This window comes from Arthrobacter sp. 05L44 (genome assembly GCF_056397605.1).
In genome coordinates this window covers 616,647-641,350 of the sequence record NZ_JBFTNS010000002.1, presented here as the reverse complement: position 1 = coordinate 641,350, position 24,704 = coordinate 616,647, and the positions used below count along the sequence as shown (strand labels likewise).

Below are 24,704 nucleotides of genomic sequence, written 5' to 3'. Positions count from 1 at the left end.
GACAGCCGTGAGCGGCATTATCCGGGTCTACAAGCGCGACGACGAAGGGACCCTGCTTTTCCGGGAGGCCTGGATCGACGAGGAGTACAACGAGTTCGTGATGAACCACGGCGTCGTCGGGCACCAGAGCAAGACCGAGGAGACCGAGGCTGCGGACGCCGCCGCCGGCGAAGGACTGATGGAGGCCTTCGCCGCGCAATGCGCCGAAGACGGGTACGCGGAGATCCCCGACGAGGACCAGTTCTGGGTGGTGGCGCAGTACGCGCTCAAGACCAAGGACGGCACCAGCCGGGACCGTTACCTCGAGGAAAAGGCGAAGGACGCCCTGATCAGCCACCTCGCCTGGCGCGGCCTGGGAGTGGTGGACCGTTCCGAGTTCGCGGACGCGAAGCTCAACATCTTCTGCCTCACCCCGGACGTCAACAAGACCGTCAATGCCATCAAGGTCTGCATCCGCGGCGAGGACCTGGACTTCACCAAGCTCAGCATCGGCGCCGCCCCCTTCGGCGGGACGGAATTCAAGCTCAAACACTCGGCCAAACCGGCCAATAGTTTCTCGCTGTAGGCGACGCGGCCGGCGATGCCGGCCCGTGACCACCCGAACGGAGCCGGGCACGGCTCACACCCAATTGGGGGCAAACGACCGGAAGGCTACGCAATGACGCGAAAAACCCCTCGACCCGGCAGCACTCCACTTCCCGCGGGCCTGGCGGCGCCGGCGCGCAAGTCGCTCGCCCACGCCGGGGTGGAAACCCTGGAACACGTCCGGGAACTGGGCCGCCGCCGACTGACCGGGATGCCGGGCGTCTGCCCGCGCACCCTCGCCCAGCTCCAGGACGCCATGGATGAGCACGGGCTCGAACTGCCGGCCGGATAAGGCACCCCACCCCGCGTGCCCGCCGCCTCCGCGGGCTGACGCCGCCGGCACCTCCTTGGCCTGACGGGCCGCCGACCGCCGCCGTTATAGGCTGAATCCCATGACTGATTACCGCCGTGTGGGAAATTCCGGACTGACCGTCTCTGCCGTGGGCCTCGGGTGCAACAACCTGGGCCGCGCGAACACCGCCACCGAGTCCCAGGAGGGGACCGACGCCGTCGTGCATGCCGCCCTGGACGCCGGGATCACGTTCTTCGACGTCGCCGACGCCTACGGCCGCGAGCCGGGCCTCAGCGAAACAATGCTGGGCAAGGCCCTCGCCGGCCGGCGCGAGGACGCCATCATCGGCACCAAATTCGGCATGGACATGCGCGGGGCCAACGGCAACGACTTCGGCGCCCGCGGTTCCCGCCGCTACATCGTCAGCGCGGCCGAGGCGTCCCTGCGTCGGCTCGGCACGGACTGGATCGACCTGTACCAGTTCCACACCCCGGATCCGCTGACCCCTATCGACGAGACCCTCGCCGCCCTCGACGAGCTCGTCACCAGCGGCAAAGTCCGCTACATCGGCCACTCCAACCGGGCCGGCTGGCAGATCGCGGAGGCCGAATTCGTGGCCCACAACCGGGGCGGGGCGCGCTTCATCTCCAGCCAGAACCATTACAACCTGCTGGACCGCCGCGCCGAACTGGAAGTCACCCCGGCCGCCGAAGCCTACGGCCTCGGGGTGCTGCCGTACTTCCCCCTGGCCAACGGCCTGCTCACCGGCAAGTACTCGAAGGGGCAGGCGCCGGAGGGGTCGCGGCTCAGCCACACCCGCACCAACCTCGTCCACGACGCCGACTGGGACCAGCTCGCCAAGTTCTCGGCCTTCGCCGCTGAGCGGGACCTGAACGAGATCCAGGTGGCGTTCTCCTGGCTTGCCGCGCAGCCCTCCGTCAGCAGCGTCATTGCCGGCGCCACCCGGCCCGAACAGGTCCGGCAGAACGCGGCCGCGGTCGCTTGGGTCCCGGACGCCGCGGAGCTCGCCGAACTCGACCAGATCTTCCCGCGCACGCCCAAAGTCGCCCTGTTCTGAGCCGCCGGAGTGAGCAGCATCGTTCCGAGCCCGCGCGTGCCTGAAACCGACACCGACGTCCGCCGGATCCTGATGGACGTCGATACCGGGATCGACGACGCCCTGGCCATCGTCTACCTGCTGTCCCGGCCCGAGGTGCGGCTGCAGGCGATCACCTGTACTGCCGGGAACGTCGGGGCGCGCCAGGTGGCCCTGAACAGTTTGTCCCTGCTGGAGCTGTGCGGGCGGCAGGGGATCGAGGTGGCGACCGGCGCGGAGGTCCCGCTGCAGATACCGCTCGTGACCACCGAAGAGACCCACGGCCCGCAGGGGATCGGCTACGCCGAGCTGCCCGCCCCCGCCCAGCCGATCTCGCAGCGCCACGCCGTCGACGTCTGGGTGGAGGAGGCCCGGGCGCATCCCGGGGAAATCACCGGGCTGATCACCGGTCCGCTGACCAACTTCGCCCTCGCCCTGCGCCGGGAGCCGGAACTGCCGCGGCTGCTCAAGGGCCTGGTCATCATGGGCGGCAGCTTCTACTACCAGGGCAACACCACGCCGACGGCGGAGTGGAACACCGCGGTGGACCCCCACGCCGCCAAGGAGGTCTACGCCGCCTACCGCGGGCTGCCCGAGGAGAAACTCCCGGTGGTGTGCGCGCTGGAATCCACCGAGCGCATCGAAATGGTGCCGGCACATCTGCGGCTCCTGGGTGAGGCCGCCGGGGCCGCGGAACCCGAGCTAGTGCTGCCGGACCAGCCGGAGGGCCAGCGCAGCCGGTCCAGCAGCCCGCTGGTGGCCTGCCTGTCAGATGCGATCCGGTTCTACATGGAGTTCCACCGACTTTACGACCAGGGCTACATCGCGCACATGCACGACGCCTTCGCCGCCTGTGCCGCCGTCGAACGCACCCCGTTCAGCACCCGGCTGGCCACGGTGGACGTCGAGACGGACTCGCCCTTGCTGGCCGGGACCACGGTGGCTGACTTCCGCGGGCTCTGGGGCCTGGCGCCGAACGCCAGGATCGTGACGGGGAACAACCCGGAACACTGCTTCGACGAGCTGATCTCCTCCGTGGGCGCCCTGGCGCGCACCCTGGACGGCCGGTAGCACTGCCGAGGCCCGTCCGTGTTCCCGGGCGGGCCCGCGGATCGCTAAGATGATAGCTGCGCCGAGGTGACATGAGGCGGACGTTGCACAACCACGCCTAAGGACCCTTCCCATGTCACAGCAGCCCCTCACCCTCCCCGCAGCCGGTTCCGGGACCGGAACGGCACCCCGCCGGCGCCGGCTGCTTGAAATCGCCGGTGCCGTGGCCATCGCCGCCACCTACGTGTTCCTGGTCCTCACGCAGCCCGCGGACATCGCGAACGGGCCCACCAGCTTCTCCGCCCTGGTAGCCCTCGGCGGGTTCCTGCTGGGCGCAGTGCTGCTCCTTGTGGCCGTGCTTCCCGTCCTGCCCACCTCCACTTTGGTCCTGATGCCGGTCGCGATCGTGCTGAACGTGGGCCTCGGCCAGTTGATGGGCAACACCGGCCTGCCGTTCTACCTGGACGCGATCGGCACCGTCCTGATCGCCGTCCTCGCGGGACCGGCAGCCGGCGCCGCCACCGGCGTGCTCGGCAGCATCGCCTGGTCCTTTTTCAACCCCACGGTGCTTCCCTTCGCCGCCGGCGCGGCCCTGATCGGCTTCCTCGCGGGCATGGCGGCCCGCGCCGGACTCTTCCGCCGCTTCTACCTCGCGCCCGTGGCCGGCTTTGTGACCGGCATCCTCGCGGGCGTTGTGTCTGCGCCGATCGCGGCCTTCGTCTTCGGGGGCACCTCAGGGCTGGGCACCGGCGCCATCGTCAGCGCCTTCCGGGCAATGGGGGACACCCTCCTGGCCGCAATCACCAAGCAGGCCCTCATTTCGGACCCGATGGACAAGGCGATCGTCTTCACCATCGCGGCGCTCCTGGCCTACGCCCTGCCCCGACGGACCACCTTCCAGTTCGCGTTTGTCCGCCGCTTCCGGGTCCTCGCCGGCAAGGCCCCCGCGACGCCCGCTGACTGAGTCATGCGCCTGCACCCGTTGACGGCGCTGACCGCGGCCGGCTGCGCGGCTGTCATCACGACGGCGGCCGGCAACTGGGCGGTGTCCGTCGCCGTGGCGCTGGCCGCCGTGCTGCTCGCGGCACGTGCCCGGGTGGCGCTACGGGTGCTCGGGAGCGCTGCGGCTATCCTGGCGCCGCTGTTCCTGTCCCTGCTCCTGCTGCACGGCTTGTTCTTCCCGGAGGGCCGGACCGTCCTGGCCCAGTGGGGGTCGGCCCGGGTAACAGCCGAGGGGCTCAGCTTTGGCCTTGAGCTGGCCGCCCGAACGGCCGCATGTGTCTTGGTCTTCCTGCTGTTCTCCTTCACGGTCCGGGTCCCTGACCTCCTGACCGCCCTGGCCGCGCGGCGCATCCCGCCGCAGGCAAGCTTCGTGATCGCCTCCACCCTGTCGCTGATCCCGGCCATGGGCCGCCGGCTCGAACGGATCCGGCAGGCCCAGGAGGCCCGGGGACTCGTGATCCGGCGCGGACTCGTGCCCCGGATTGCCGCCGCCCGGCTGCAGGCCGTGCCGCTGGTCCTGGGCCTGGTCGAGGACGCCGGTGTCAGGGCACAGGCCCTGGACGCCAGGGGCTTCGGCGGACCCGGTCCACGGACCAGCTACCGGGAACTGCCGGACCCCGCCGGGCAGCGTATCTTCCGGGCCGCCGCCCTGGCATTGGCCACGGCCGCCGTCGTCGTCCGGCTCATCACCGCCTGGCCCGCCGCGGTGCCCTCGTGAACGGGGGGCAGCCGTTGCCCGCGCAGGGGCGTGCAGGGTCGGCGCCGGTTCCCGCCGGCCCCGCGCTTGCCGCGCACATCGGCAGCTTCAGCTTCCACGGCGACGACGCCGACGCGCTGCGGGACGTGCGGCTCGACGTCCGGCCCGGCACGCTCACAGCCGTCCTGGGCGGCTCCGGCAGCGGCAAGACCACGTTGGGCAAACTGCTCGCCGGCTGGCTCCGGGCCGGCCACTCCGGGGTCCTGCGCGGCAGCTTGGCCCTTGGCGCGGAAAGCTTGCAGTTCAACGGCGGCAGCGACGATCCCCGGGTGAACCCTGCGGCCTGGTCGGCCAGGGTGGGCTACGTGCCCCAGGACGCCGCCGCGATTCTCTCCACGGTGCGCACCACGGTGGCCGAAGAACTGGCGTTCGGGCTGGAGAACCGCGGTGTGCCCCGTCCCGACATGCTCCGGCAGGTGGCCCACACTGCGCGGCAGACGGGACTGTCCGAGCTGCTGGACCGCGACCCGGCCCGGCTCTCCGGCGGCGAGCTCCGGCGCCTGGCCCTCGGCTGCGCCGTCATCGCGGGCCCGGAGGTGCTGGTACTCGACGAACCCCTCGCCTCGCTGGACGCGGCCGGGGCCGGCCAGTTCCGGACACTGCTGGACGGGCTGCTCGAGGCCGGGACCGCCGTCATCCTGCTGACCCAGGCCGCGGACGCGCTGGCCCGCAGCGCCGGGCACTGGCTGGTCCTGAACAACGGAACCATGACGGCGGAAGGCCGGCCCGCCGACGTTGCGAGGGGCACCGCCCTGCGCGATGCCGCCGTCGTAGTCGACGGCATACACGCTCCGCTGCCTCCGGATCTGGGACCCGGCACCGGAGCCCCCGTCCTGGAACTGCGGGGGATCAGCTTCCGGTACCCGGCCGGAGACGCTCCTGCCGGGCACACGGACGCCCCGGACCTGCTGTCCGGCCTGGACCTCACCGTTAGAGCCGGCGAAATCGTCGCCATTACCGGCCCCAACGGCACCGGTAAATCCACGCTCCTGCGGCACATCAACGGTCTGCTCCGGCCGCAGGCAGGCGATGTCCGCGTGCTGGGCCAATCCATTGCCGGAGTTCCCACGGGCCGGATCGCGGCATCGGCCGGATTGCTCTTCCAGCAGCCGCGGGACCAGCTCTTCGAGCGGACTGTGCTGCGGGAGGCCGGTTTCGGGCTGCGCCGTCTTGTCGGTGCCGCCGCCGCGGCGGAGCAGGCCCGTGAGGCGCTGGCCACCGTCGGGCTTGCCGATGCCGCCCAAACGCATCCTGCGGAACTGCCGTCGTCCCGGCAAAGGCTGCTGGCCCTCGCCACGGTCCTTGCCCGGAGGCCCGCCCTGATCGCCCTGGACGAACCCACGGTGGGGCTGGACCGGCACGGCCTCGACCGGCTGCACGACGCGATCACGGCGGCGGCGGCGCGGGGCGCCGGGGTCGTAATGGTCACCCACGACGCCGCCTACGCCCGGGCCAACTCCCACAGGGTCCTGGCGCTCGACTGCGGGCGCCTGCGGGAGGCCTGACAAAACGGCGCAGCCGTCCCGGCCGGAAGGACGGGACGGCTGCGCGCTGGGCGGAGGGTGATCAGGAGGCGGGTGCTCAGGAGGCGGGCTCCGAAGCCACCCCCGGTGCCAGGAACTTCTTGCCGGTGACGCGCTCGGAGGCGCCCACCCGGTCCAGGTACGGGGTGATGCCGCCGAGGAACATCGGCCAGCCTGCACCGAGGATCATACAAAGGTCGATGTCCTCCGGGCCGGCCACAACGCCCTCGGCCAGCATCAGTCCGATCTCCTCCGCGAGGGCGTCCTGCGTGCGGCGCAGCACCTCGTCGGCGGTCGACGGCGAGTCGCCGAACGTCATCAGGGCCAGGGTTTCGGCCGGAATGACGGGCTTGCCGGCCTTCACCGACGCCGGATCCCAGATCGAGGTGATGCCGTTCTCGATCAGCGCCTGCAGGTTCCGCGAGACCGTAAATCGGTCCCCGAACGCGGCGTGCAGGGACTCCTGCACGTGCTGCGCCACCGGCAGGCCCACCATGGCGCCGAGGGTGAAGGGTGTCATCGGCAGGCCCATCGGCCGCAGGGCGTTGTCCGCCACCTCGGCCGGGGTGCCCTCGTCAAAGGCCGCGGTCACTTCGCCCATCAGCCGCAGCAGGAGCCGGTTGACCACAAAGGCGGCCGCGTCCTTGACCAGCACGGCGGACTTCTTCAGGCCTTTGGCGAGCTCGAACGCGGTGGCCAGGACGGCGTCGTCGGTCTTCGGCGCCCGGACGATTTCCAGCAGCGGCATCACAGCCACCGGGTTGAAGAAGTGGAATCCCACCAGGCGCTCCGGGTACTGCAGATCCTCGGCCATGGCCGTGACGGAGAGTGACGAGGTGTTGGTGGCCAGGATGCATTCCGGCGAGACGATCGCCTCGACCTCCTTGAACACCTGCTTCTTGACGTTGAGCTCCTCGAACACCGCCTCGATCACAAAGTCGGCGTCGGCGAAGGCCTCCTTGGACACCGAGCCGCTGACCAGGGCCTTGGTCCGGTTGGCGGCGTCCGCGCTGATCCGCTTCTTCGCCAGCAGCTTATCCACCTCGGCGTGGACGTAGCCCACGCCCTTGTCCACCCGGGCCTGGTCGATGTCCGTCATCACCACGGGGACCTTGAGCTGGCGGGCGAAGAGCAGGGCGAGCTGGCTGGCCATCAGCCCTGCGCCGACGACGCCGATCTTCGTCACCGGGCGTGCGAGCTTGCGGTCCGGGGCGCCGGCCGGGCGCTTGGAGCGGCGCTGCACGAGGTCCAGGAAGGCGTAGACGGTGGAGCGGAATTCGTCCGTCTGCATCAGGTCCGCCAGGGTCTCGCATTCGAGTTCCGCGGATTCGGACTGGGTCAGGGTGCGGTTGGCTTCCAGCACGTCCAGCACCTTGGCCGGGGCGGGAGAGGCGTTGGAGGTCTTGGCCTCCACGAAGGCGCGGCCGGCGGCAACGGACGCCGCCCAGCGTTCGGCGACCTCCGGGGCGGCGGGATCGACGGCGTTGGCCCTCTCGGGGCTCACGGCACCGGCAATGACCTGCGCGGCCCAGGCAACGGACTGCTCCACGAAGTCGGCGGGTTCGAAGATGGCGTCGGCCACGCCGAGCTCGTAGGCCTGCGGGCCGGTGAGGGTGCGGTTGTTGCTCAGCGGGTTCTCGATCATCACCTTTACGGCGTTCTCCGGCCCGATCAGCCGCGGCAGGATGTAGACGCCGCCCCAGCCCGGGATCAGCCCGATGAACGCTTCCGGCAGGGCCAGCGCGCCGGCCCCGGTGGAGACCGTGCGGTAGGTGGACTGCAGGGCAATTTCCAGCCCGCCGCCCAGTGCCAGGCCGTTGATGACCGCGAAGCTGGGCACACCGAGGTTGGCCAGGGTGGCGTAGACGTCGTGGCCGAGCTGGGCCATCCAGAGGCCCTGCTCCCGGCCGCTGACGGACTTGACCGTGGACAGGTCCGCCCCGGCCACCAGGAAGTACGGCTTGCCGGTGACCCCGACGCCAACGATCTCGCCGCGTGCCGCACGGTCCCGCAGCCCCTCGAGTACGGTGCCGAGTTCGATCAGGGTGTTCGGGCCCAGGGTGGTGGGTTTGGAGTGGTCCAGGCCGTTGTCCAGGGTCACCAGGGCAAACGTGCCGGGGCTCGTGCCGTTGACGGCGGGGAGCTGGATGTCCTGGACGTAGGAGTGCGTCACGGTTTCCTGCGGGAACAGCTCGGCAAGTTTGTGGAAATCGGCGGCGCTCATGCTGCGGCTCCAGTCTGGGTGGTGTAGTCGGCGTGGTGCGGGTTTTCCCAAATGACGGTCGCCCCCATGCCGAGGCCGATGCACATGGTGGTCATGCCGAAGCGGACGCTGTGGTCTTCCTCGAACTGCCGGGCGAGCTGGTTCATCAGCCGGACGCCGGAGGAGGCCAGCGGGTGTCCCACGGCGATCGCGCCGCCGTAGCGGTTGACGCGGGGGTCGTCGTCGGCGATGCCGAAGTGGTCCAGGAAGCTGAGCACCTGGACGGCGAAGGCCTCGTTGATCTCGAACAGGCCGATGTCCTCGATGCCCAGTCCGGCGTTTTTGAGGGCCTTCTCGGTGGCCGGGACCGGGCCGATGCCCATGACTTCGGGTTCGACGCCGGCGAAGGCGTAGCTGACCAGGCGCATCTTCACCGGCAGGCCAAGTTCCTCTGCGGCATCGGCGGAGGCCAGGAGCGCGGCGGTGGCGCCGTCGTTGAGGCCGGCGGCGTTCCCGGCGGTGACCCGGCCGTGCGCGCGGAACGGGGTGCGCAGCGCGGCGAGGTCCTCCACTGAGGTGCCCGGGCGCGGCGGCTCATCCACGGTGTTCACGGCCCAGCCCTGGCCCGGCTTCATGGTGGCGACGGGCACCAGGTCCGGCTGGATCTGTTCCTTGGCGTAGGCGGCGGCCAGCTTGTCCTGGGAGGCCACGGCGTAGGCGTCCGTGCGGTCCTTGGTGATGGCGGGGAACCGGTCGTGCAGGTTCTCCGCGGTGTTTCCCATGTTCAGGGCGGCGGGGTCCACGATCCGCTCGGACATAAAGCGCGGGTTCGGGTCCGCGCCCGCGCCCATCGGGTGGTTGCCCATGTGTTCGACGCCGCCGGCAATGACGACGTCGTACGCCCCAAAACCGATGCCGCTGGCCGTGGTGGTCACGGCGGTCATGGCGCCGGCACACATCCGGTCGATCGCGAAGCCGGGAACGGTCCGGGGGAGCCCGGCGAGCAGGGCCGCGGTGCGGCCGATGGTCAGGCCCTGGTCACCGGTCTGGGTGGTGGCGGCGATGGCTACCTCATCGATGCGCTCGGGCGGCAGTGACGGGTTGCGGCGCATAAGTTCGCGGATGCATTTGACCACAAGGTCATCGGCGCGGGTGCCGGCGTAAATGCCCTTCTCGCCGGCGCGGCCGAAGGGGGTGCGGACGCCGTCGACAAACACGACGTCGCGGACGGCACGGGGGCTTCCGGTGCCCTGCTTTGCGCTGCTGGCTTGGCTCACGTATTACTCCTCATTGAGACATGGGTGCCGGAATCCAGGCCGCTGCCGGTGACGGCGCGGCACAGGATGATCCTGGCGGCATCCCTAGCTATGTTACTCATCAGTAACATAGCTGGCAAGGAGTAGTGGCCGGCCGGTCAGGAACCGGCGCCCGGAGCCTCAGCCGGGGCTGCTTTGGGTTCCTTGGGCGGCACCGGCTGGGGGTTCAGGAACGCCTCGGTGATCAGCGGCGTGGCCAGCTGGATCTGCCAGAGCCGGGCGCCCAGGTTCTGGAGCTCTTCGGCGATGCCTTCCTCGCTGATTTCCGCCGGCGGACGCCACGCCACGCGGCGCAGGTAATCCGGGGTCAGCAGGTTTTCCACCGGCAGGTTCAGTTCCTCGGCCAGGGCCTGCAGTTTGGGCCGGGCCGTGGCCAGGCGTGCCGCGGCCTCCGGGTCCCGGTCCGCCCAGACGCGCGGCGGCGGGGGAGCGTTCGTGGGCAGGTGCAGCGGCGGCAGCTCCTCCAGGGTGCGGGCGGTGCTGATGCAGCGCAGCCAGCGCGGGGCCTCGCGCTGGGCCGCGCGGCCGTGGAAGCCCTTGGTGCCGAGCAGCTGCGGGACCGTGCTGGGCATGGCCTTGGCCGCGGCCACCAGGGAGGAATCGGGGATGAGCCGGCCCGGGGCGACGTCGCGCTTCTGGGCTAGGGAGTCACGCTCCAGCCAGAGTTCGCGGACCGCGGCGAGCTGCCGGCGGTCACGGATCTGGTGCAGTCCGGAGGTCTTGCGCCACGGGTCCACCCGCGGAGGAGCCTGGCCGGCCTCAAGGATCGCGGCGAATTCCTGTTCCGCGTAGTCCAGTTTGCCGTCGGCGGTGAGGAGCTCGATCAGCTCCTCGCGAAGTTCCGTGAGGACCTCGACGTCGAGGGCCGCGTAGCGCAGCCAGGGCTCCGGCAACGGCCGGGTCGACCAGTCGGCGGCCGAATGTTCCTTGGCCAGGCCGAAGCCGAGGAGCTGTTCGATGACCGCGGCGAGGCCCACGCGCGGCAGGCCGGCCAGGCGTGCGGCGAGCTCGGTGTCGAAGAGTTTGTCCGGCCACATCCCGAGTTCGGACAGGCAGGGGAGGTCCTGGCTGGCCGCGTGCAGGATCCATTCGACCCCGCGCAGCGCGTCGTTGATGATGCTGAGGTCGCCGAAGGGCTCGGGGTCGATCAGCCAGGTGCCGGCGCCTTCGCGCCGGATCTGGACGAGGAAGGCGCGCTGGCCGTAGCGGAATCCGGAGGCCCGCTCCGCGTCCACCCCGGCGGGGCCGTGCCCTGCGGCGAGGGCCGCGGCGCAGCGTTCCAGTCCTGACCGGGTCTCGATGACAAGGGGCACGCCGTCACGGGGGGCGTCGAGGTCGATGACCTCGGGGACCAGGCTGTCGAAGCCTTCCACCGTGATGTGGGCCGGGGTTTCCGCGGCCTCCGATGCGCCGGCGGCCGTGGCGGCCGCTGCAGTGGTGGACGGGCCCGCGGTGGTGGTTTCCGGATTATGAGGGGTCATGATGACCCCAGTTTACCGACATCGCGGGCGTTAGCGGCCGAAGCGGCGTCGGTCCGGGTCCGGTCATGACAGCCGCGGACGCCTGCGGGGCAGTGCGGAGACCCCTTCGGGCAGGGGCGGCAGGCCTGCGAACGTGCACACCATGTCCGACCACGCCTCCAGGTGGGCCGTGATGTCCTTGCCCTCGGGGGTCCAGGATGCACGCAGTTCGATGTCGATGGTGTCCGGCCTTCCGGCGAGGGTGCCGAAGCTTTCCGAGAGCACCCGGGTGGCCGTCCCGCCGGCCGAGCGGTACGGCGCGCGGTGGGTTTCCAGCGCCTCCACGAGCCAGGTCCAGGCCACGGAGCCGAGCATTTCGTCGTTGCCCATGTCCGGTTCCAGCTGGGCGCGGATGTAGGTCACGATGCGGAACTGACCGTCCCAGACTGCGGAGCCGTCAGGATCGTGCAGGAGGATAAAGCGGCCGGTGGCGAGTTCGACGTCGTCGCTGCCGGACGCCGGCGCCAGCGCAGCAGCGGCGGGGCCATGGACCGCCCCGGAGGCACCGTCGCCGGGGACCACAACCTCCGCGCCCAGCGCGACAGCGTACGGTGCGAGCCGGGCCGGTGCCGGGATCTCGTCCAGGCGCAGCTCGCTCCGGCACCGTGCTGATCGAAGGGTCCCCAGGGCGAAGAGGAAATCCGCCGGAACCTGGTCGAGTGCGTTCACAGTGAAAGGTTATGCACGGGCGTGGTCCCGGTCCGGCAGGCTCGCCGCCCGCCGGAACCGGGGTCCGATCCTAGCTGTCCGCGAGCTCGCGTTTGACCGCGGCGATGAAGGAATCAACGTCGTCCTCGGTGGTGTCGAAGGAACACATCCAGCGGACTTCGCGGTTCGCTTCGTTCCAGTCGTAGAAGCGGAACGACTTCCGCAGCCGGTCGGCAACGCCGGCGGGCAGGACGGCGAAGACACCGTTGGATTCGGTGCGCTGGCTCAGTTCGACGCCCGGGATGGACTCGACGCCGGCGCGCAGCCGGGTTGCCATCGCGTTGGCGTGCGAGGCCGAACGCAGCCAGAGATCGCCCTCGAGCAGGGCGATAAACTGTGCGGACATAAACCGCATCTTGGAGGCCAGCTGCATGTTCATTTTGCGCAGGAACAACAAGCCGTGGGCAGCCTCCGGGTTCAACGCAATGACCACCTCGCCGAACAACAGCCCGTTCTTCGTGCCGCCGAAGGAAAGGATGTCCACGCCGGCGTCGCGGGTGAAGGCGCGCAGCGGGACACCGAGGTGGGCCGCGGCGTTGGCCAGGCGGGCACCGTCCATGTGCAGTTTCATGCCCTTGGAGTGGACGTGTTCGGCGATGGCGCGAACCTCGTCCGGGGTGTAGCAGGTGCCGAGCTCCGTGGTCTGCGTGATCGAGACGGCCAGCGGCTGGGCGCGGTGTTCGTCGCCCCAGCCCCAGGCTTCATGGTCGATCAGGGCCGGGGTGAGTTTGCCGTCCGGCGTCGGGACCTGGAGCAGCTTCATGCCGCCGATCCGCTCCGGGGCGCCGTTCTCGTCCATGTTGATGTGGGCGGTGGAAGCGCAGATGACCGCGCCCCAGCGGGGGAGCAGGGACTGGAGCGAGAGGACATTCGCGCCGGTGCCGTTGAAGACGGGGAAGCATTCGATGCCCTCGCCGAAGTGCTGCTCCATCAGTTGCTGCAGCCGGGCGGTGTAGTCGTCCTCGCCGTAGGAGACCTGGTGGCCCTCATTGGCGGCCGCCAGGGCCGCGAGGACCTCGGGGTGCACACCGGAGTAGTTGTCCGAGGCGAAGCCCCGGACCGACGGATCGTGGAGCCGCGCCGCGGCGCTGGCAGGGGCAGTGTCTGTGGTGGTTTCGACCGTGGTGGTCATCTCGTTGCTCACACTTTCAGTTTAGGGGTGCCGGCTTACCGGGCCAGCGGCAGGCGCCGGCCGTTCAGTTCAGCGGCGGGGGTGCGGAAGAGGTCGACGGCGGCGGCGGCCAGGTCTTCGACGTCGGTGAAGCCGGCGAACGTGCGCTCGGGCGACGCCGCGCGCATGGCGGCGTCGACCAGGGCCTTGACCACAAAGACGACGGCAGCGCTGTGCTGCTCCACCGGGTCTTCCTTGCGCCCCGACTGGGCGCGCCGGAAACCGTCGGCCACGGCGAGGGTCCACGCCTCGGCGGCGGCTTTGGCGGCGGCGTAGCTGGCGCCGCCCGCCGTCGGCGCGGCCACGGCAGTGGACGAGACGATGGCGAGGCGGCCGTTAGCCGACGCGGCGAGGTTGTCATAGAACGCGCGGCTGACGTTGCGCAGGGTGGTGACGGCGTTGCGTTCCAGGAAGTCCCAGTCCTCATCGCTCTGGTCCGCGATGCCCTTCGCGCCGCGCCATCCGCCCACCAGGTGGATCACGCCGTCAATGCCCCCGGTCGGTCCGGTGAGGTCGGCATGGAACTGCCGGACGGCGGCCGGATCAGCGAGGTCGCAGGTCAGCGGAACGACGCCGTCGCCCGCTGCGGCTGCTGCCGCCTGGATGCGGCCGGCATCGGAACCGACCGTGAAGACCGTGTGGCCGGCACCCCGGAGGGCGCGGGCGACGGCGATCCCGGACGGACCGCTGCCGCCGGCCACAAGGATGTTCAGGGGCGTTTCACCGCTCATTCGGCGGCCGTGTCCTGGCGGTTGCCGGTGGACCCCGTGATGCCGGCGGTCGATTCGATGACGGTCCGCATCTTCTTCTCCAGCGCCTCGTAGAACATGGAGAGCGGGAATTCGTCGTCGAGCACCTGGTCGGTCAGGCCGCGCGGCGGCCCGTCCAGCGGCAGGGCGCCGGGCCCCTTGGACCAGACGGATGCCGGGTTGGGTGTCACCGTGCCGGAGATGAGCTCATAGGCGGCCAGCCAGTGGGCCATCTTGGGGCGGTCGATCGAGCGCCAGTACAGTTCCTCGATCTTTGCGCCGAGTTCCACCACGACGTCGGCGGCCTCGTCCCAGTCGATGCTGAGCTTGCTGTCGGTCCAGTGCAGCACGTGGTGCTGGTGCATCCAGGCGAAGAGCAGCTGCCCGCCGAGGCCGTCGTAGTTGCGGACCCGGCTGCCGGTGATGGCGAAGCGGAAGATGCGGTCGAAGATGACGGCGTATTGGACCAGCTTGGCGTGCCGGCGTGCTTCCGGATCAGCGTCCTCGTCCTTTTCGATCCTGACGGACTCGCGGAAGGCGGTGAGGTCGCAGCGCAGTTCCTCCAGCGAGTACAGGAAGAACGGCATACGCTGCTTGATCATAAAGGGGTCGAACGGCAGGTCGCCGCGCATGTGGGTGCGGTCGTGGATGAGGTCCCACATGACGAAGGTTTCCTGGGTCAGTTCCTGGTCCTCGAGCAGGGCGGCGGCGTCAGCCGGAAGCTGCAGGGAGGTGATGTCCGCGGCGGCGGCCAGGACCCGGCGGAAGCGGGCGGCCTCGCGGTCGGCGAAGATCGCGCCCCACGTGAAGGTGGGGGTCTCGCGGACGGCGACCGTCTCGGGGAAGAGGACGGCGGAATTAGTGTCGTAGCCCGGGGTGAAGTCGAGGAAGCGGATCGGGACAAAGAGTTTGTTGGAGTACTCGCCCGCCTCCAGGCCGGCGATGAACTCCGGCCAGATGACCTCGATGAGGACGGCCTCGACCAGGCGGTTGTTGCTGCCGTTCTGGGTGTACATCGGGAAGACCACGAGGTGCTGCAGGCCGTTGACGCGCTGCTGCTGCGGCTGGAACGCCTGGAGGGAGTCCAGGAAGTCGGGGACGCCGAAGCCGCCGTCGGCCCAGCGCCCGAAGTCGACGGCGAGCAGCTCGAGGTAGCTGGCGTCGTGCGGGAAGGCCGGGGCGAGGGCCGCGATGGCCGTGGTGATGGCGGTGACGTGGGCGGCGGCCGCCTCGTGGTCGGCGGCGTCGGGAACGGAACCGTCCTTCACCTGCAGGGCCTGGAGGGCGGTGGCGGCGGCCTTGAGGCGCTGCCACTCCGGGGATGCGGCGGTGATCGGGGCAGGTGCGGTGAGGGCGGTCGTGGTCATCGTCGGTCGCCTTTCTGGTTGCTGGGAACGTCTACGGCGAGCGTAGCAAGCAAACAGAACCTCTAACCCAAAAAGCAGCTGAGCATAAGAAACTCTGGGGCATCCGGACTGCGCCGGGCCGCCCAGCTCCAGCCCGGCGAGGGCTAGCGCCGGCTGGAGCTGGTTTGGCGTCGGTTTGGCGGAGAAAGGCTCAGGCGTCCGTGCCGGCGGCGGGTGCGTCCTCCGCGGCCACCAGCTTCAGCGAGACCGAGTTAATGCAGTAGCGCTGGTCCGTGGGCGTGCCGTAGCCCTCACCCTCAAACACGTGGCCAAGGTGCGAGTCACACGCCGCGCACCGGACCTCGATCCGTTCCATCCCTAGGGTGCGGTCGTGGATATAGCGGACGGTGCCATCAGCCAGGGGCGCCCAGAAGGAGGGCCAACCGCAGTGGGAATCGAATTTTTCCCGGCTGGTGAAGAGTTCCGCGCCGCACGCCCGGCACTGGTACACACCCTCGGTGTGCGTGTCCCAGTACTCCCCGGTGTACGGCCGCTCGGTCCCGGCCTGGCGCAGCACCCGGTATTCGTCCGGGGTGAGTTCCTCGCGCCACTGCTGATCGGTCTTTTCAACCGGGGACCGGCCTGCCGCGGCCGAATGGCCGGCCGCCGCGTCGGTGCCGGTTGCGGGGGAGGCGACGGGAGCGACTTTGGGTTTGTTGCTGAAGATACTCATGCCCTCATCAACGCTCAGGAGTCCCCGATAAATCCCGAGCCCGCATACAGGTGCAGCACCGGCAGGCCGAGCTTGTCCTGCGCCTCGTTGGCCCAGTCGGTGTGGAACGTGTCCGCGACCGCGTGCGGACGGGTAATCACGACGGCCTGCCCGGCATTCAGTTCCTTGACCTTGGCAACGAGGCCGTCCACGGCCCGGCCTTCCACGATCTCGCCACTCACGCCGCCGCCGATTCCGCCGAGGGCCGCCAGCGAGGTGGCAAGTGTTTCCGCCGCGGCGGTCCGTTCCACGCCGGGGTCGGGTTGCTTGGCGGTCAGCTGCCGGAAGGCCTTGGCGATTTCCAGCATGGAGAGGTTCTCCAGGAAATCCACCAGCAGATGGCGTTCGGTGTTTGCCGGTACCAGCACCACCAGCGGCGCATCGCCGTCGGCCACGAGGGTCTCGATGTTGACGCGGTCGTCCGCGCCGAGGGGCTCTTCTGTCAGGATGACGATGGGATCGCTCATGCCCCCAGCCTAGTCCCGCCCTCACCGGGCCGCACGGATTAGCCGACGGTGCGCCGGATGCCGTGCTTGGCGGGGAGTTCGGTAAGAATGGTTCCATGGCCTCCACCCAGCGCCTCGTCCCGCCAGCCCCCCGCACGCCCACCGCCCGGGCAACGTCCCGTGCGCTTCCGGTGCCCGCCCGCCGCGGCGCCGCGCCGGACCTGGGACTGCCCGAGACGCGGGTCTCGGGTAACGCGAAGTGGGCCGTGGGCGGCATGATCGGCGGCGGAGCGGCAGCGGGCCTCCTGGCCGCCGGTTCCTCGGCGCTGGCCCTCTACTTTGCCCGCAGGGTCATCACTCCGGTCCGGGTCCGCGAGGAAGACCAGGAAGTGCTGGCCGTCATCCGCGAAGGCCGCGGGCTGCAGGTCATCCTCAAGGCCACCCCGGATTCCACCGTGGAAGGGGTGTACGGCTTCTTCTTCGACGGCGGGCGCGGCCACGCACGGCTCGGACGGATCCTCTCGTATTCACCCGCCGAGCAAACGGTCCTGCGGGAGGTCGAGGCGGTCTACAGCGGCGACCTGACCACGGCGCGGCGCGGTTACTGGAGCGGGGCCGTCCAGCCCGATCCCGGGTCCATCGGGCTGCCCGCCACCGAAGTGCAGATCGAGGTCGACGGCGGCCTGGCCCCGGCGTGGCTGATCCCGGCCGCCCCCTCGGCCGATGCGCCGCCGTCGGAAGTCTGGGCGATTATGGTGCACGGCCGCGGCGCCACGCGCCAGGAGGGCCTCCGGGCCGTGCGCGTTGCCCGGGAGCTGGGGCTGTCCAGCCTGCTGATTTCCTACCGTAACGACGGGCTGGCACCCTCGGCCGAGGACGGCCGTTACGGCCTGGGGTCCACGGAGTGGCGCGATGTGGAGTCCGCCATCAGCTATGCGCTGGAGCACGGCGCGCGGGAGGTGGTGCTTTTTGGCTGGTCCATGGGCGGTGCCATCTGCCTGCAGACTGCGGACCTTTCCCGCCACCACCACCTGATCCGGGCCATGGTCCTGGATGCGCCGGTTATTAACTGGGTGAACGTGCTGGCCCACCACGCCGAGCTGAACCGGATCCCGTCCGCCGTCGGCCGCTACGGGCAGCTGATGATGAGCCATCCATTGGGGCGCCGGCTGACCGGGCTGGCCGCGCCGGTGGACCTGAAGGCGATGGACTGGGTCTCCCGCGCGGTGGAGCTCCGGACGCCAACCCTGATCCTGCATTCCGTGGATGACGAATACGTCCCCTACGGCCCGTCGGCCGCCCTCGCCGAAAAGAACCCCGAGATGGTGACATTCGAGGCCTTCGACACCGCGCGGCACACCAAGGAGTGGAACGTTGACCCGGAGCGCTGGGAGTCGCTGGTCAGCGCCTGGCTGCGGCAGCAGCTTGCTCCCCGGCCGAACCCGGGCAGGCCCGATCCCATGACTGCCCCGGACGCCACACCCGCGGGCTAGCTTCGCGGCGTGCCGATCCTGGCCGTGGCCGCCCCAGTCAGCCGGATGAGGTCGGACGGGCTCAGCTCCAGGTCCAGGCCGCGGCGGCCGCCCGAGACAAGCATGGTCTCCACGTCCAGGGCGCTCTCGTCCACCACGGTGGGGGAGGGCTGCCGCTGGCCCAGGGGAGAGATGCCGCCCAGCACGTAGCCGGTGCGGCGCTCGGCCGTTGCCGGGTCCGCCATGACGGCCTTCTTGCCGCCCAGCGCGGCGGCTATCGCCTTCAGGTCCAGGTTGCCGCTAACCGGTACGACGCCGACAGCGAGTCGCCCGTCGACGTCGACCATCAGGGTCTTGAACACCCGGGAGGTTTCGATCCCCAGCACCTCGGCCGCTTCGAGGCCGTAGCTGGCGGCGGCGGGGTCATGGCTGTAGGGGTGCGCGGTAAAGGGAACCCCGGCCGCCGCGAGAGCCGCGGTGGCCGGGGTTCCCTGGGACGCATGTTTGCGTGCCACCGGACTGGTTCAGCCCTGCTGCGGCAGTGCCGCGACCTTGCGTTTGATCCGGCCCAGCATTGCCGTCATGCCGCGCATGCGCAGCGGCGTAATAGCCCGCGTCAGGCCCAGCAGTTCGGGCATGTCGTCGGGGACCGCCAGGATCTCGGCCGGGCTGAGCCCGTCCAGGCCCTCGTGCAGGACCCCGGCGAAGCCGCGGGTTGTCGGTGCCTCGGGCGGGGCTTTGAAGAACAACCGGACCCGCTCCGGACCGGAGCCCGCACCGCCGTCGTCCGCTGGTTCGGTCTCAATGGTCAGGAACAACGGTGACTGGCACTCCACCACCTGTTCCATCAGTTCCGGGTGGTCCTGGAGCCGGGCAGGGGGATCCGGCAGCTCGCGCGAGAACTCGAGGAGCAGCTGGAGCCGCTCCGCCTCCTCGAGGGCCTGGAAGTCGTCCACAATGTCCGCCAGCGCGGCGGGAAGAGCTGAAGTATTCATCATTCCCAGCTTACGCACGGCCCGCTGGTTTTGGCGTGCCGGCGTCTAAGCTCCTCGCGCCCATCCCGGCTACCGTCCGGCCGGAACGGTGCCGCGGTCGGTGCCCTTCGCGATCGGGACACGCACGGCGTTGCCCCATTCGGTCCAGGAGCCGTCGTAGTTGCGGACGGTTTCGAAGCCCAGGAGGTACTTGAGGGCGAACCAGGTGTGGCTGGAACGTTCGCCGATCCGGCAGTACGCCACGACGTCGTCGCCGTCCTTCAGGCCGGCTTCCTCGAGGTAGAGGGCTTCCAGTTCGGGGCGGCTGCGGTAGGTGCCGTCCTCGGCCGCGGCCCGGGCCCACGGAATGGAAGCTGCGGTGGGGATGTGGCCCCCGCGCAGGGCGCCCTCTTCCGGGTAGGCAGGCATGTGGGTGCGCTGGCCGGTGTATTCCTCGGCCGAGCGGACGTCGATCAGGGGCTTGCCGAAATGCGCCAGGACGTCTTCCTTGAAGGCCCGGATCGGGGCGTCGTTTCGCTCCACCACGGGGTAGTCGCCCGGGGCTGGCACCGTCTTGTCCGTGGTGATCGGGCGGCCTTCGGCGATCCATTTGTCGCGTCCGCCGTCAAGCAGCCGGACGTCCTCGTGGCCGAACAGGGTGAAGACCCAGAGGGCGTAGGCAGCCCACCAGTTGGACTTGTCGCCGTAGATCACTACGGTGCTGTCCCGGGAGATGCCCTTGGCGGCGGCAAGGGCCGCGAAAGCCGCGCCGTCGACGTAGTCACGGGTGACCTCGTCGTTCAGGTCGGTGTGCCAGTCGATCTTGACCGCGCCGGGGATGTGGCCGGTCTCGTACAGCAGGACGTCCTCGTCGGACTCGACCACCACGAGCTTGCCGCCGTCGAGCGCGCCGCCTTCCATGGCCGCCGCGAGCCACCCGGTGGACACAAGGCGTTCGGGGTGGGCGTAGGCGGTGAATTTCTCGTTCTGCTCAACGGGGTAGGGCATGAAGTTGGCCTTTCACTGGGCGTCGGGGAGGCCTGGCGTGAGGTGCTGCGCGGCGCCGGGCCTTTACCCACACTAACCACGCCCCGGCGGGATTGCTTCCCCGACTACATACTCTGAAATATGGGCTTGCTCACTCCCGTTCGTCGCCCGGAAGGGAAATCCGCCTTTGCCGGTATCCTTTCTGGGGACACGAGACCAGCAGAACGGACCACCTTGGTACAGATCGAACAGCTCGCCGCCAGAACACCGGCGGTTTCCGTGGATGAACTCCTGAACGGGTTTTATCCGTCGCCGCGCTTCGGTGAGGTTTCCTTCGCCAGCTACCGGCCGGATCCGGCGCAGCCCAGCCAGGCCCAAGCCGTCCACGCCCTGCAGAACTTCGCCGCCGGCGTCGGGTCCGGGGACGGCGACGGCCTGTTCAAGCGGCTGTTCGGCAAGAAGGACACGTCCCGGGCAGGCATCTACCTGGACGGCGGCTTCGGGGTGGGCAAGACCCACCTGCTCGCGTCGCTGTGGCACGCGGCTCCTGGGCCCAAGGCCTTCGGGACGTTCGTGGAGTACACCAACCTGGTGGGCGCATTGTCCTTCCGCAAGACCGTGGAGGCGCTGAGCCACTACAAACTGGTCTGCATTGACGAATTCGAGCTCGACGATCCGGGCGACACGGTCCTGATGTCCCGGCTGATGCGCGAGCTGGCCGACGCCGGCGTCAAGCTCGCGGCAACGTCCAACACCCTGCCGGGCTCGCTCGGCGACGGCCGGTTTGCCGCCGTCGACTTCGCCCGCGAGATCCAGGTCCTGGCGGACCAGTTCGACGTCGTCCGCATCGACGGCGAGGACTTCCGCCACCGCGGCCTGCCGAAGGCGCCCGCGCCCCTGCGCAACGACGAACTGGCGCACCACATGAAGGCGGAGTTCGACGGCCAGACCGTGGCCAAGGACGAATTCAGCACCCTGATCAACCACCTCGCCGGTGTGCACCCGAGCCGCTACCGTCAGCTGATCGACGGGATCGACGGCGTCGTGTGGCGCAACGTCGAGACGATCACCGAGCAGGCCGTGGCGCTGCGCTTTGTGGTCCTCGCGGACCGGCTGTACGACAAGGACGTGCCGATCCTGGCCAGCGGCGTGCCGTTCGACCAGCTCTTCACCGAGGAGATGATGACCGGCGGGTACATGAAGAAGTACTTCCGTGCCGTGTCCCGGCTGACCGCCCTGGCCCGCGAAGGACAGAACCACGAACCGTCGTAGGCGGGTGGTGGTAGCTGGTAGCTGGTAGCTGCGGGCGTGCGGCTGTTGGCAGCAGTGCCGCAGTGCCGCGGGGGAGCGCCGGCGAACGCCGCGGGTGAACGCCGCGGGTGATTGCATCGGGTGCCGGCGGTTTCAGGGCACGGTGGGGAAGCCCGCCGCGTTGGTCCCCGCCCGGTGATCGTACGCGACCCCACGCGTCCACCTCGGCCTTTAAACGCCAAAGGTGCCGGCGCCACCTCTCGGCGGGACCGGCACCTCATTGACGTACCTGGGTCAGAGGCCCTGCGGCCGGGTTTCCCCGGCGACTGGCGGCTCCTCCGCGACGTGCGGTTCGACGACGGGGGCCGTTTCCGGTTCCACGTTCGACTTGTCCACGAAGTCAGAGGCGCCACGCTGGACGGAATCGACCTTGTCGGCGTACTTTCCGCCGGTCTTGGAATCGACGAAGTCACCCGCCTTCTCGATACCGTCCTTGATGGCCTGTTCGTTGCCATCAATCAGATGCTGAGCCTTGCCCTTTAGATCGTCAAGTAAACCCACGGGCACCTCCCTTCTGTCGCGGAGCCAGATCGCTCCTAGCACTTTCGATCCTAACCGGAGGGTTGGGGGGTGCCAAGGGTTGTCCGCCCAGAGGAGAAAGACCCCCGCAGCGTGAGGGGTCAGGATACGAAAAAAGCAGCTCCGGGGGAGCTGCTGTGTGGTGGGCGATACTGGGATCGAACCAGTGACCTCTTCCGTGTCAGGGAAGCGCGCTACCGCTGCGCCAATCGCCCGCAACCGGAAGGATCCGGAGTGGAGTTGTGTAAAGCTGAAAAACAACAGAGCGGACGACGAGATTCGAACTCGCGACATCCACCTTGGCAAGGTGGTGCTCTACCAGCTGAGCTACGTCCGCATTTTAGTCCGTTCCGGCCAGGCCGGTGGTACTGGATCAAGCAAGTTTCCTCGCTTTGGTGGGCGATACTGGGATCGAACCAGTGACCTCTTCCGTGTCAGGGAAGCGCGCTACCGCTGCGCCAATCGCCCCTTTGCATCCGGCCGGAACCGGAAACCAGGGTTTTCACCGAGGTGGGTACGGGATTCGAACCCGTGTATACGGCTTTGCAGGCCGCTGCCTCGCCTCTCGGCCAACCCACCGTGTAGACAGGATTCCGAAGAACCTTTGCCGTGACAGTGTCCTGCGAGCGGACGACGAGATTCGAACTCGCGACATCCACCTTGGCAAGGTGGTGCTCTACCAGCTGAGCTACGTCCGCAATGTTGCCTGCGATTCCCTGCCGCATTCGGCATTTCCTCGCGTTCCAACGAGTAAGAACTCTATAGGAGGTTCAGGCAATCTACAAATCGGGCGTCCGTTGACGGCGACCGACCCCCGTCCTTCCCTGCAATCTAGGGGATTTTGCTAATTACAGGAGTGTAATTAGCGCTGGCTTCCGGGGCGGCGCGTTGTTGTTCTGACGAGCGGCCTGGGGCTGCCGCGGCGGGGTCGGCGCCGTGAGGTTGGGAGTACTTCGGTGCGTCGGTTCGCCAAAGATGGCCGCTATCCCGACCCACTTGGCGGCCACTTCTGGTAATTGGGCGCACAAACCAGCGATCTCAGTCCGATTCAGCGACGTCAGCGGCCACGGGGCTACCCACGGAGCCAGGTACCGGCCTAATGCAGCGATTCGCCAAAGATGGCCGCTATCCCGATCCACTTAGCGGCCACTTCTGGCAATTGGGCGCCGAGCCCAGCCGACCCGGACGGATGAGGGAGGACAAGAGCGGTTCCTTGCCATTGAACTACGACGCCGACCTTGGCGAGGATGGGTGACGACGCCGGGGTGGCGTCGACGTCATACGACGCCGGCTGCGGCTCATCTAAAGGATCCAGGCGGCCACCGGCAACGTCGATTCGCCAAAGATGGCCGGTAAGCCACCCCACTTAGCGGCCACTTCTGGCAAATGGGCGCAGCGCCAACCATCTTGGCCGGCTTCGACGACGGCCTTGCGGCGGGGCAGCCGGGCGACGACGTCGACGACAGGGGCCTAGGGGATCGTGGCGCTTCGTTCGCTACCGTCGCCCGAATGCGACAAGTTGGCTATCCAGTACGTCGATTCGCCAAAGATGGCCGCTATCCCAGCCACTTAGCGGCCACTTTTGGCAAATGGGCGCCGAAACCGCCGGCTCGTGCGTCTGCAGTGCCGTCACGATCACGGGCAACCGAACGACGACGTCGACGACGGGGGCCTGGGGAGCGACGGGCCACGTTGGCTACGGGCCCCCGAATGCGACCAGGTGGCCATCCAGTACGTCGATTCGCCAAAGATGGCCGCTATCCGAGCGACTTAGCGGCCACTTCTGGCAAATGGGCGCAGCGCCAACCCCACGTCCAGACCCCGCGCCCACCCAAACCGCCGTCGGAATGGCCGATTTCGATATTCCGCCAGGGTGGGCTAGCATTCAATGGCACCGGGGCGATTGGCGCAGTGGTAGCGCGCTTCGTTCACACCGAAGAGGTCACTGGTTCGAACCCAGTATCGCCCACCTGGAAAATGGTCCGTTCCGCTCTCAGAGCGGGGCGGACCATTTTGTTTTCCTACAGCGTCCGACCCCCGTGAAAGAGTCTTTCTATGACCGCCCCGCTTCTCGCCCACGCCACCGAATACGGCCGGATGTACGCCCGCTCCACTTCGGCGCAGTTCACCGTTCCGTCCATCACCACGGTGATCGGCCAGCAACCGCACGGCCTGGACGGCTGGTTCGGGTACATGGGAGCGAACAGCCTCGCCTCGGACCCCACACTGCCGGCCATCCTGGGCAGCCCCGCGAAGGTCCGGCAGGCAGTGAGCCGCGCGGCCAAAGCCGCCGAGACCCACCGGGACGACGCCGCCAAGCGCGGCGACCGGGTCCACAACTACTGCGAACAGGTGGCTCTGCGCGCTCTTGGCCGCCCGCACCAGATGAAGGAAACCCGTGAGGCACTGGCTGCCAACGGGGAGGAAGCCTTTGCCGCCCGCTTCGACGAATGGTGGGAGCTCTTCCAGGTGGAGCCGATTGCCCCGGAGATCACGGTGTGGAACCAGACCGTGGGCTACGCGGGCACGCTGGACCTGGTGGCCCGGATCAACGGCCGCACGTGCCTCATCGACTACAAGACCAAGGGGACCAGCCGGGACGGGACGGTCAAGCCCCTCGACGCAAAGGTCGTGATGCAGCTGGTGGCCGGGATGAAGGCCGAAGAAAGCCTGGTGGACCCGGTCGCGGGGGAGTGGGAGCCGTGGCAGCACGGGGATTCACCGCTTCTGCTCGCGGTCGCCATCGGCGAGACGGAGGTCCGGCCGGTGCGGGCCAACCCGGATGTCCTCAAGCACCACTGGTGGAAGTTCTGTGCGTTGCGCAGGGTCTGGGAGATGTCCGCGGACACGGCGGCGGCCGGGCCGGCCCTGCTGCCAATCGCCCCGCCGGTGGCCCGCTGACCCT

23 protein-coding genes and 6 tRNA genes are annotated in these 24,704 nt (G+C 69.0%); 11 read left to right on the top strand and 18 right to left on the bottom strand.

Annotated elements, in window-relative coordinates; translation table 11 throughout:
* Nucleotides 1–7 precede the first annotated feature (7 nt).
* From AC1DHY_RS08225 to AC1DHY_RS08195, 7 genes are all read left to right on the top strand, one after another.
* Nucleotides 8–565, top strand: a complete 558-nt coding sequence (locus tag AC1DHY_RS08225; protein ID WP_476877761.1) for a hypothetical protein — start codon at nt 8–10, stop codon at nt 563–565.
* A 93-nt stretch (nt 566–658) separates the two neighbouring features.
* Nucleotides 659–877, top strand: a complete 219-nt coding sequence (locus tag AC1DHY_RS08220; RefSeq protein WP_476877762.1) for a helix-hairpin-helix domain-containing protein — start codon at nt 659–661, stop codon at nt 875–877.
* Between the two features lie 100 nt (nt 878–977).
* Nucleotides 978–1,955: an aldo/keto reductase gene (locus AC1DHY_RS08215; RefSeq protein WP_476877763.1), complete on the top strand. Its 978-nt coding sequence runs from the start codon at nt 978–980 to the stop codon at nt 1,953–1,955.
* 72 nt (nt 1,956–2,027) lie between these two features.
* Nucleotides 2,028–3,044 carry a nucleoside hydrolase gene (locus tag AC1DHY_RS08210; protein ID WP_476877790.1) on the top strand — a complete coding sequence of 339 codons (1,017 nt, stop codon included), beginning with the start codon at nt 2,028–2,030 and terminating at the stop codon, nt 3,042–3,044.
* 112 nt (nt 3,045–3,156) lie between these two features.
* A complete protein-coding gene (locus tag AC1DHY_RS08205) occupies nt 3,157–3,987 on the top strand; it encodes an ECF transporter S component (protein WP_476877764.1) in 831 nt (276 codons plus the stop codon).
* A 3-nt stretch (nt 3,988–3,990) separates the two neighbouring features.
* Nucleotides 3,991–4,743 carry an energy-coupling factor transporter transmembrane component T gene (locus AC1DHY_RS08200; RefSeq protein WP_476903451.1) on the top strand — a complete coding sequence of 251 codons (753 nt, stop codon included), beginning with the start codon at nt 3,991–3,993 and terminating at the stop codon, nt 4,741–4,743.
* Nucleotides 4,740–6,287, top strand: a complete 1,548-nt coding sequence (locus tag AC1DHY_RS08195) for an ABC transporter ATP-binding protein (protein WP_476903450.1) — start codon at nt 4,740–4,742, stop codon at nt 6,285–6,287. Before AC1DHY_RS08200 ends, AC1DHY_RS08195 begins: the two co-directional genes overlap by 4 nt.
* Before the next feature lie 76 nt (nt 6,288–6,363).
* Here AC1DHY_RS08195 and AC1DHY_RS08190 read toward each other — a convergent pair whose 3' ends face one another.
* From AC1DHY_RS08190 to AC1DHY_RS08150, 9 genes are all read right to left on the bottom strand, one after another.
* Nucleotides 6,364–8,529: a 3-hydroxyacyl-CoA dehydrogenase NAD-binding domain-containing protein gene (locus tag AC1DHY_RS08190; RefSeq protein ID WP_476877767.1), complete on the bottom strand. Its 2,166-nt coding sequence runs from the start codon at nt 8,527–8,529 to the stop codon at nt 6,364–6,366.
* On the bottom strand, nt 8,526–9,785 hold the full coding sequence (locus AC1DHY_RS08185) for a thiolase family protein (protein WP_476877768.1): 1,260 nt from the start codon (nt 9,783–9,785) through the stop codon (nt 8,526–8,528). Before AC1DHY_RS08185 ends, AC1DHY_RS08190 begins: the two co-directional genes overlap by 4 nt.
* Nucleotides 9,786–9,922: 137 nt before the next feature.
* Nucleotides 9,923–11,305 (bottom strand): HRDC domain-containing protein, encoded by a 1,383-nt coding sequence (locus AC1DHY_RS08180; RefSeq protein ID WP_476877769.1) that lies wholly within the window; start codon nt 11,303–11,305, stop codon nt 9,923–9,925.
* A 63-nt stretch (nt 11,306–11,368) separates the two neighbouring features.
* Nucleotides 11,369–12,013 carry a DUF3000 domain-containing protein gene (locus tag AC1DHY_RS08175; protein ID WP_476877770.1) on the bottom strand — a complete coding sequence of 215 codons (645 nt, stop codon included), beginning with the start codon at nt 12,011–12,013 and terminating at the stop codon, nt 11,369–11,371.
* A gap of 70 nt (nt 12,014–12,083) precedes the next feature.
* The gene (locus AC1DHY_RS08170; RefSeq protein ID WP_476877791.1) at nt 12,084–13,184 is read right to left on the bottom strand and encodes a threonine aldolase family protein; all 1,101 of its coding nucleotides are present in this window, start codon (nt 13,182–13,184) and stop codon (nt 12,084–12,086) included.
* Between the two features lie 35 nt (nt 13,185–13,219).
* The gene (locus AC1DHY_RS08165) at nt 13,220–13,954 is read right to left on the bottom strand and encodes an SDR family NAD(P)-dependent oxidoreductase (RefSeq protein WP_476877771.1); all 735 of its coding nucleotides are present in this window, start codon (nt 13,952–13,954) and stop codon (nt 13,220–13,222) included.
* Nucleotides 13,951–15,339, bottom strand: a complete 1,389-nt coding sequence (locus tag AC1DHY_RS08160) for a DUF6421 family protein (RefSeq protein WP_476877772.1) — start codon at nt 15,337–15,339, stop codon at nt 13,951–13,953. Before AC1DHY_RS08160 ends, AC1DHY_RS08165 begins: the two co-directional genes overlap by 4 nt.
* A gap of 190 nt (nt 15,340–15,529) precedes the next feature.
* The gene (msrB, locus tag AC1DHY_RS08155; RefSeq protein ID WP_476877773.1) at nt 15,530–16,051 is read right to left on the bottom strand and encodes a peptide-methionine (R)-S-oxide reductase MsrB; all 522 of its coding nucleotides are present in this window, start codon (nt 16,049–16,051) and stop codon (nt 15,530–15,532) included.
* A 14-nt stretch (nt 16,052–16,065) separates the two neighbouring features.
* The gene (locus AC1DHY_RS08150) at nt 16,066–16,557 is read right to left on the bottom strand and encodes a hypothetical protein (RefSeq protein WP_476877774.1); all 492 of its coding nucleotides are present in this window, start codon (nt 16,555–16,557) and stop codon (nt 16,066–16,068) included.
* Between the two features lie 254 nt (nt 16,558–16,811).
* Between AC1DHY_RS08150 and AC1DHY_RS08145 the strand changes: the two genes are divergently transcribed.
* Entirely contained in the window at nt 16,812–18,029 is a 1,218-nt protein-coding gene (locus tag AC1DHY_RS08145) for an alpha/beta hydrolase family protein (RefSeq protein WP_476877792.1), read from the top strand.
* Here AC1DHY_RS08145 and ybaK read toward each other — a convergent pair.
* The 3 genes from ybaK to AC1DHY_RS08130 all read right to left on the bottom strand — a co-directional run bounded on the left by ybaK (nt 18,026) and on the right by AC1DHY_RS08130 (nt 19,990).
* Complete coding sequence (gene ybaK, locus AC1DHY_RS08140) at nt 18,026–18,523, bottom strand: Cys-tRNA(Pro) deacylase (RefSeq protein ID WP_476877775.1); 498 nt, start codon at nt 18,521–18,523, stop codon at nt 18,026–18,028. The two genes, AC1DHY_RS08145 and ybaK, sit on opposite strands and share 4 nt — an antisense overlap.
* A gap of 9 nt (nt 18,524–18,532) precedes the next feature.
* Entirely contained in the window at nt 18,533–19,003 is a 471-nt protein-coding gene (locus AC1DHY_RS08135) for a SufE family protein (RefSeq protein ID WP_476877776.1), read from the bottom strand.
* Between the two features lie 69 nt (nt 19,004–19,072).
* Nucleotides 19,073–19,990, bottom strand: a complete 918-nt coding sequence (locus AC1DHY_RS08130) for a sulfurtransferase (RefSeq protein WP_476877777.1) — start codon at nt 19,988–19,990, stop codon at nt 19,073–19,075.
* Between the two features lie 213 nt (nt 19,991–20,203).
* Between AC1DHY_RS08130 and zapE the strand changes: the two genes are divergently transcribed.
* Nucleotides 20,204–21,241, top strand: a complete 1,038-nt coding sequence (gene zapE, locus AC1DHY_RS08125; protein ID WP_476903449.1) for a cell division protein ZapE — start codon at nt 20,204–20,206, stop codon at nt 21,239–21,241.
* A gap of 273 nt (nt 21,242–21,514) precedes the next feature.
* On the opposite strand, the gene AC1DHY_RS08120 is transcribed toward zapE, so the two are convergent.
* The 6 genes from AC1DHY_RS08120 to AC1DHY_RS08095 all read right to left on the bottom strand — a co-directional run bounded on the left by AC1DHY_RS08120 (nt 21,515) and on the right by AC1DHY_RS08095 (nt 22,497).
* Complete coding sequence (locus AC1DHY_RS08120; protein ID WP_476877779.1) at nt 21,515–21,781, bottom strand: antitoxin; 267 nt, start codon at nt 21,779–21,781, stop codon at nt 21,515–21,517.
* A gap of 158 nt (nt 21,782–21,939) precedes the next feature.
* Nucleotides 21,940–22,014 (bottom strand) — tRNA-Val (locus tag AC1DHY_RS08115).
* Nucleotides 22,015–22,063: 49 nt separating this feature from the next.
* A tRNA-Gly gene (locus tag AC1DHY_RS08110) sits at nt 22,064–22,136 on the bottom strand.
* Between the two features lie 56 nt (nt 22,137–22,192).
* Nucleotides 22,193–22,267, bottom strand: a tRNA-Val gene (locus tag AC1DHY_RS08105).
* A gap of 40 nt (nt 22,268–22,307) precedes the next feature.
* Nucleotides 22,308–22,378, bottom strand: a tRNA-Cys gene (locus AC1DHY_RS08100).
* 46 nt (nt 22,379–22,424) lie between these two features.
* Nucleotides 22,425–22,497: transfer RNA gene (locus AC1DHY_RS08095), tRNA-Gly, on the bottom strand.
* Between the two features lie 1,199 nt (nt 22,498–23,696).
* On the opposite strand from AC1DHY_RS08095, the gene AC1DHY_RS08090 reads away from it, so the two are divergent.
* Nucleotides 23,697–23,768: transfer RNA gene (locus AC1DHY_RS08090), tRNA-Val, on the top strand.
* An 86-nt stretch (nt 23,769–23,854) separates the two neighbouring features.
* The gene (locus AC1DHY_RS08085; protein ID WP_476877780.1) at nt 23,855–24,700 is read left to right on the top strand and encodes a cytochrome; all 846 of its coding nucleotides are present in this window, start codon (nt 23,855–23,857) and stop codon (nt 24,698–24,700) included.
* The last annotated feature ends 4 nt before the right edge of the window (nt 24,701–24,704 follow it).

Coding starts and splice junctions, on each gene's coding strand:
- AC1DHY_RS08220 (WP_476877762.1), top strand. CDS start 659: ATGACGCGAAAAACCCCTCGACCCGGCAGCACTCCACTTCCCGCGGGC.
- AC1DHY_RS08215 (WP_476877763.1), top strand. CDS start 978: ATGACTGATTACCGCCGTGTGGGAAATTCCGGACTGACCGTCTCTGCC.
- AC1DHY_RS08210 (WP_476877790.1), top strand. CDS start 2,028: ATGGACGTCGATACCGGGATCGACGACGCCCTGGCCATCGTCTACCTG.
- AC1DHY_RS08205 (WP_476877764.1), top strand. CDS start 3,157: ATGTCACAGCAGCCCCTCACCCTCCCCGCAGCCGGTTCCGGGACCGGA.
- AC1DHY_RS08200 (WP_476903451.1), top strand. CDS start 3,991: ATGCGCCTGCACCCGTTGACGGCGCTGACCGCGGCCGGCTGCGCGGCT.
- AC1DHY_RS08190 (WP_476877767.1), bottom strand. CDS start 8,529: ATGAGCGCCGCCGATTTCCACAAACTTGCCGAGCTGTTCCCGCAGGAA.
- AC1DHY_RS08180 (WP_476877769.1), bottom strand. CDS start 11,305: ATGACCCCTCATAATCCGGAAACCACCACCGCGGGCCCGTCCACCACT.
- AC1DHY_RS08170 (WP_476877791.1), bottom strand. CDS start 13,184: ATGACCACCACGGTCGAAACCACCACAGACACTGCCCCTGCCAGCGCC.
- AC1DHY_RS08165 (WP_476877771.1), bottom strand. CDS start 13,954: ATGAGCGGTGAAACGCCCCTGAACATCCTTGTGGCCGGCGGCAGCGGT.
- AC1DHY_RS08160 (WP_476877772.1), bottom strand. CDS start 15,339: ATGACCACGACCGCCCTCACCGCACCTGCCCCGATCACCGCCGCATCC.
- msrB (WP_476877773.1), bottom strand. CDS start 16,051: ATGAGTATCTTCAGCAACAAACCCAAAGTCGCTCCCGTCGCCTCCCCC.
- AC1DHY_RS08150 (WP_476877774.1), bottom strand. CDS start 16,557: ATGAGCGATCCCATCGTCATCCTGACAGAAGAGCCCCTCGGCGCGGAC.
- AC1DHY_RS08145 (WP_476877792.1), top strand. CDS start 16,812: ATGATCGGCGGCGGAGCGGCAGCGGGCCTCCTGGCCGCCGGTTCCTCG.
- AC1DHY_RS08135 (WP_476877776.1), bottom strand. CDS start 19,003: ATGAATACTTCAGCTCTTCCCGCCGCGCTGGCGGACATTGTGGACGAC.
- AC1DHY_RS08130 (WP_476877777.1), bottom strand. CDS start 19,990: ATGCCCTACCCCGTTGAGCAGAACGAGAAATTCACCGCCTACGCCCAC.
- AC1DHY_RS08085 (WP_476877780.1), top strand. CDS start 23,855: ATGACCGCCCCGCTTCTCGCCCACGCCACCGAATACGGCCGGATGTAC.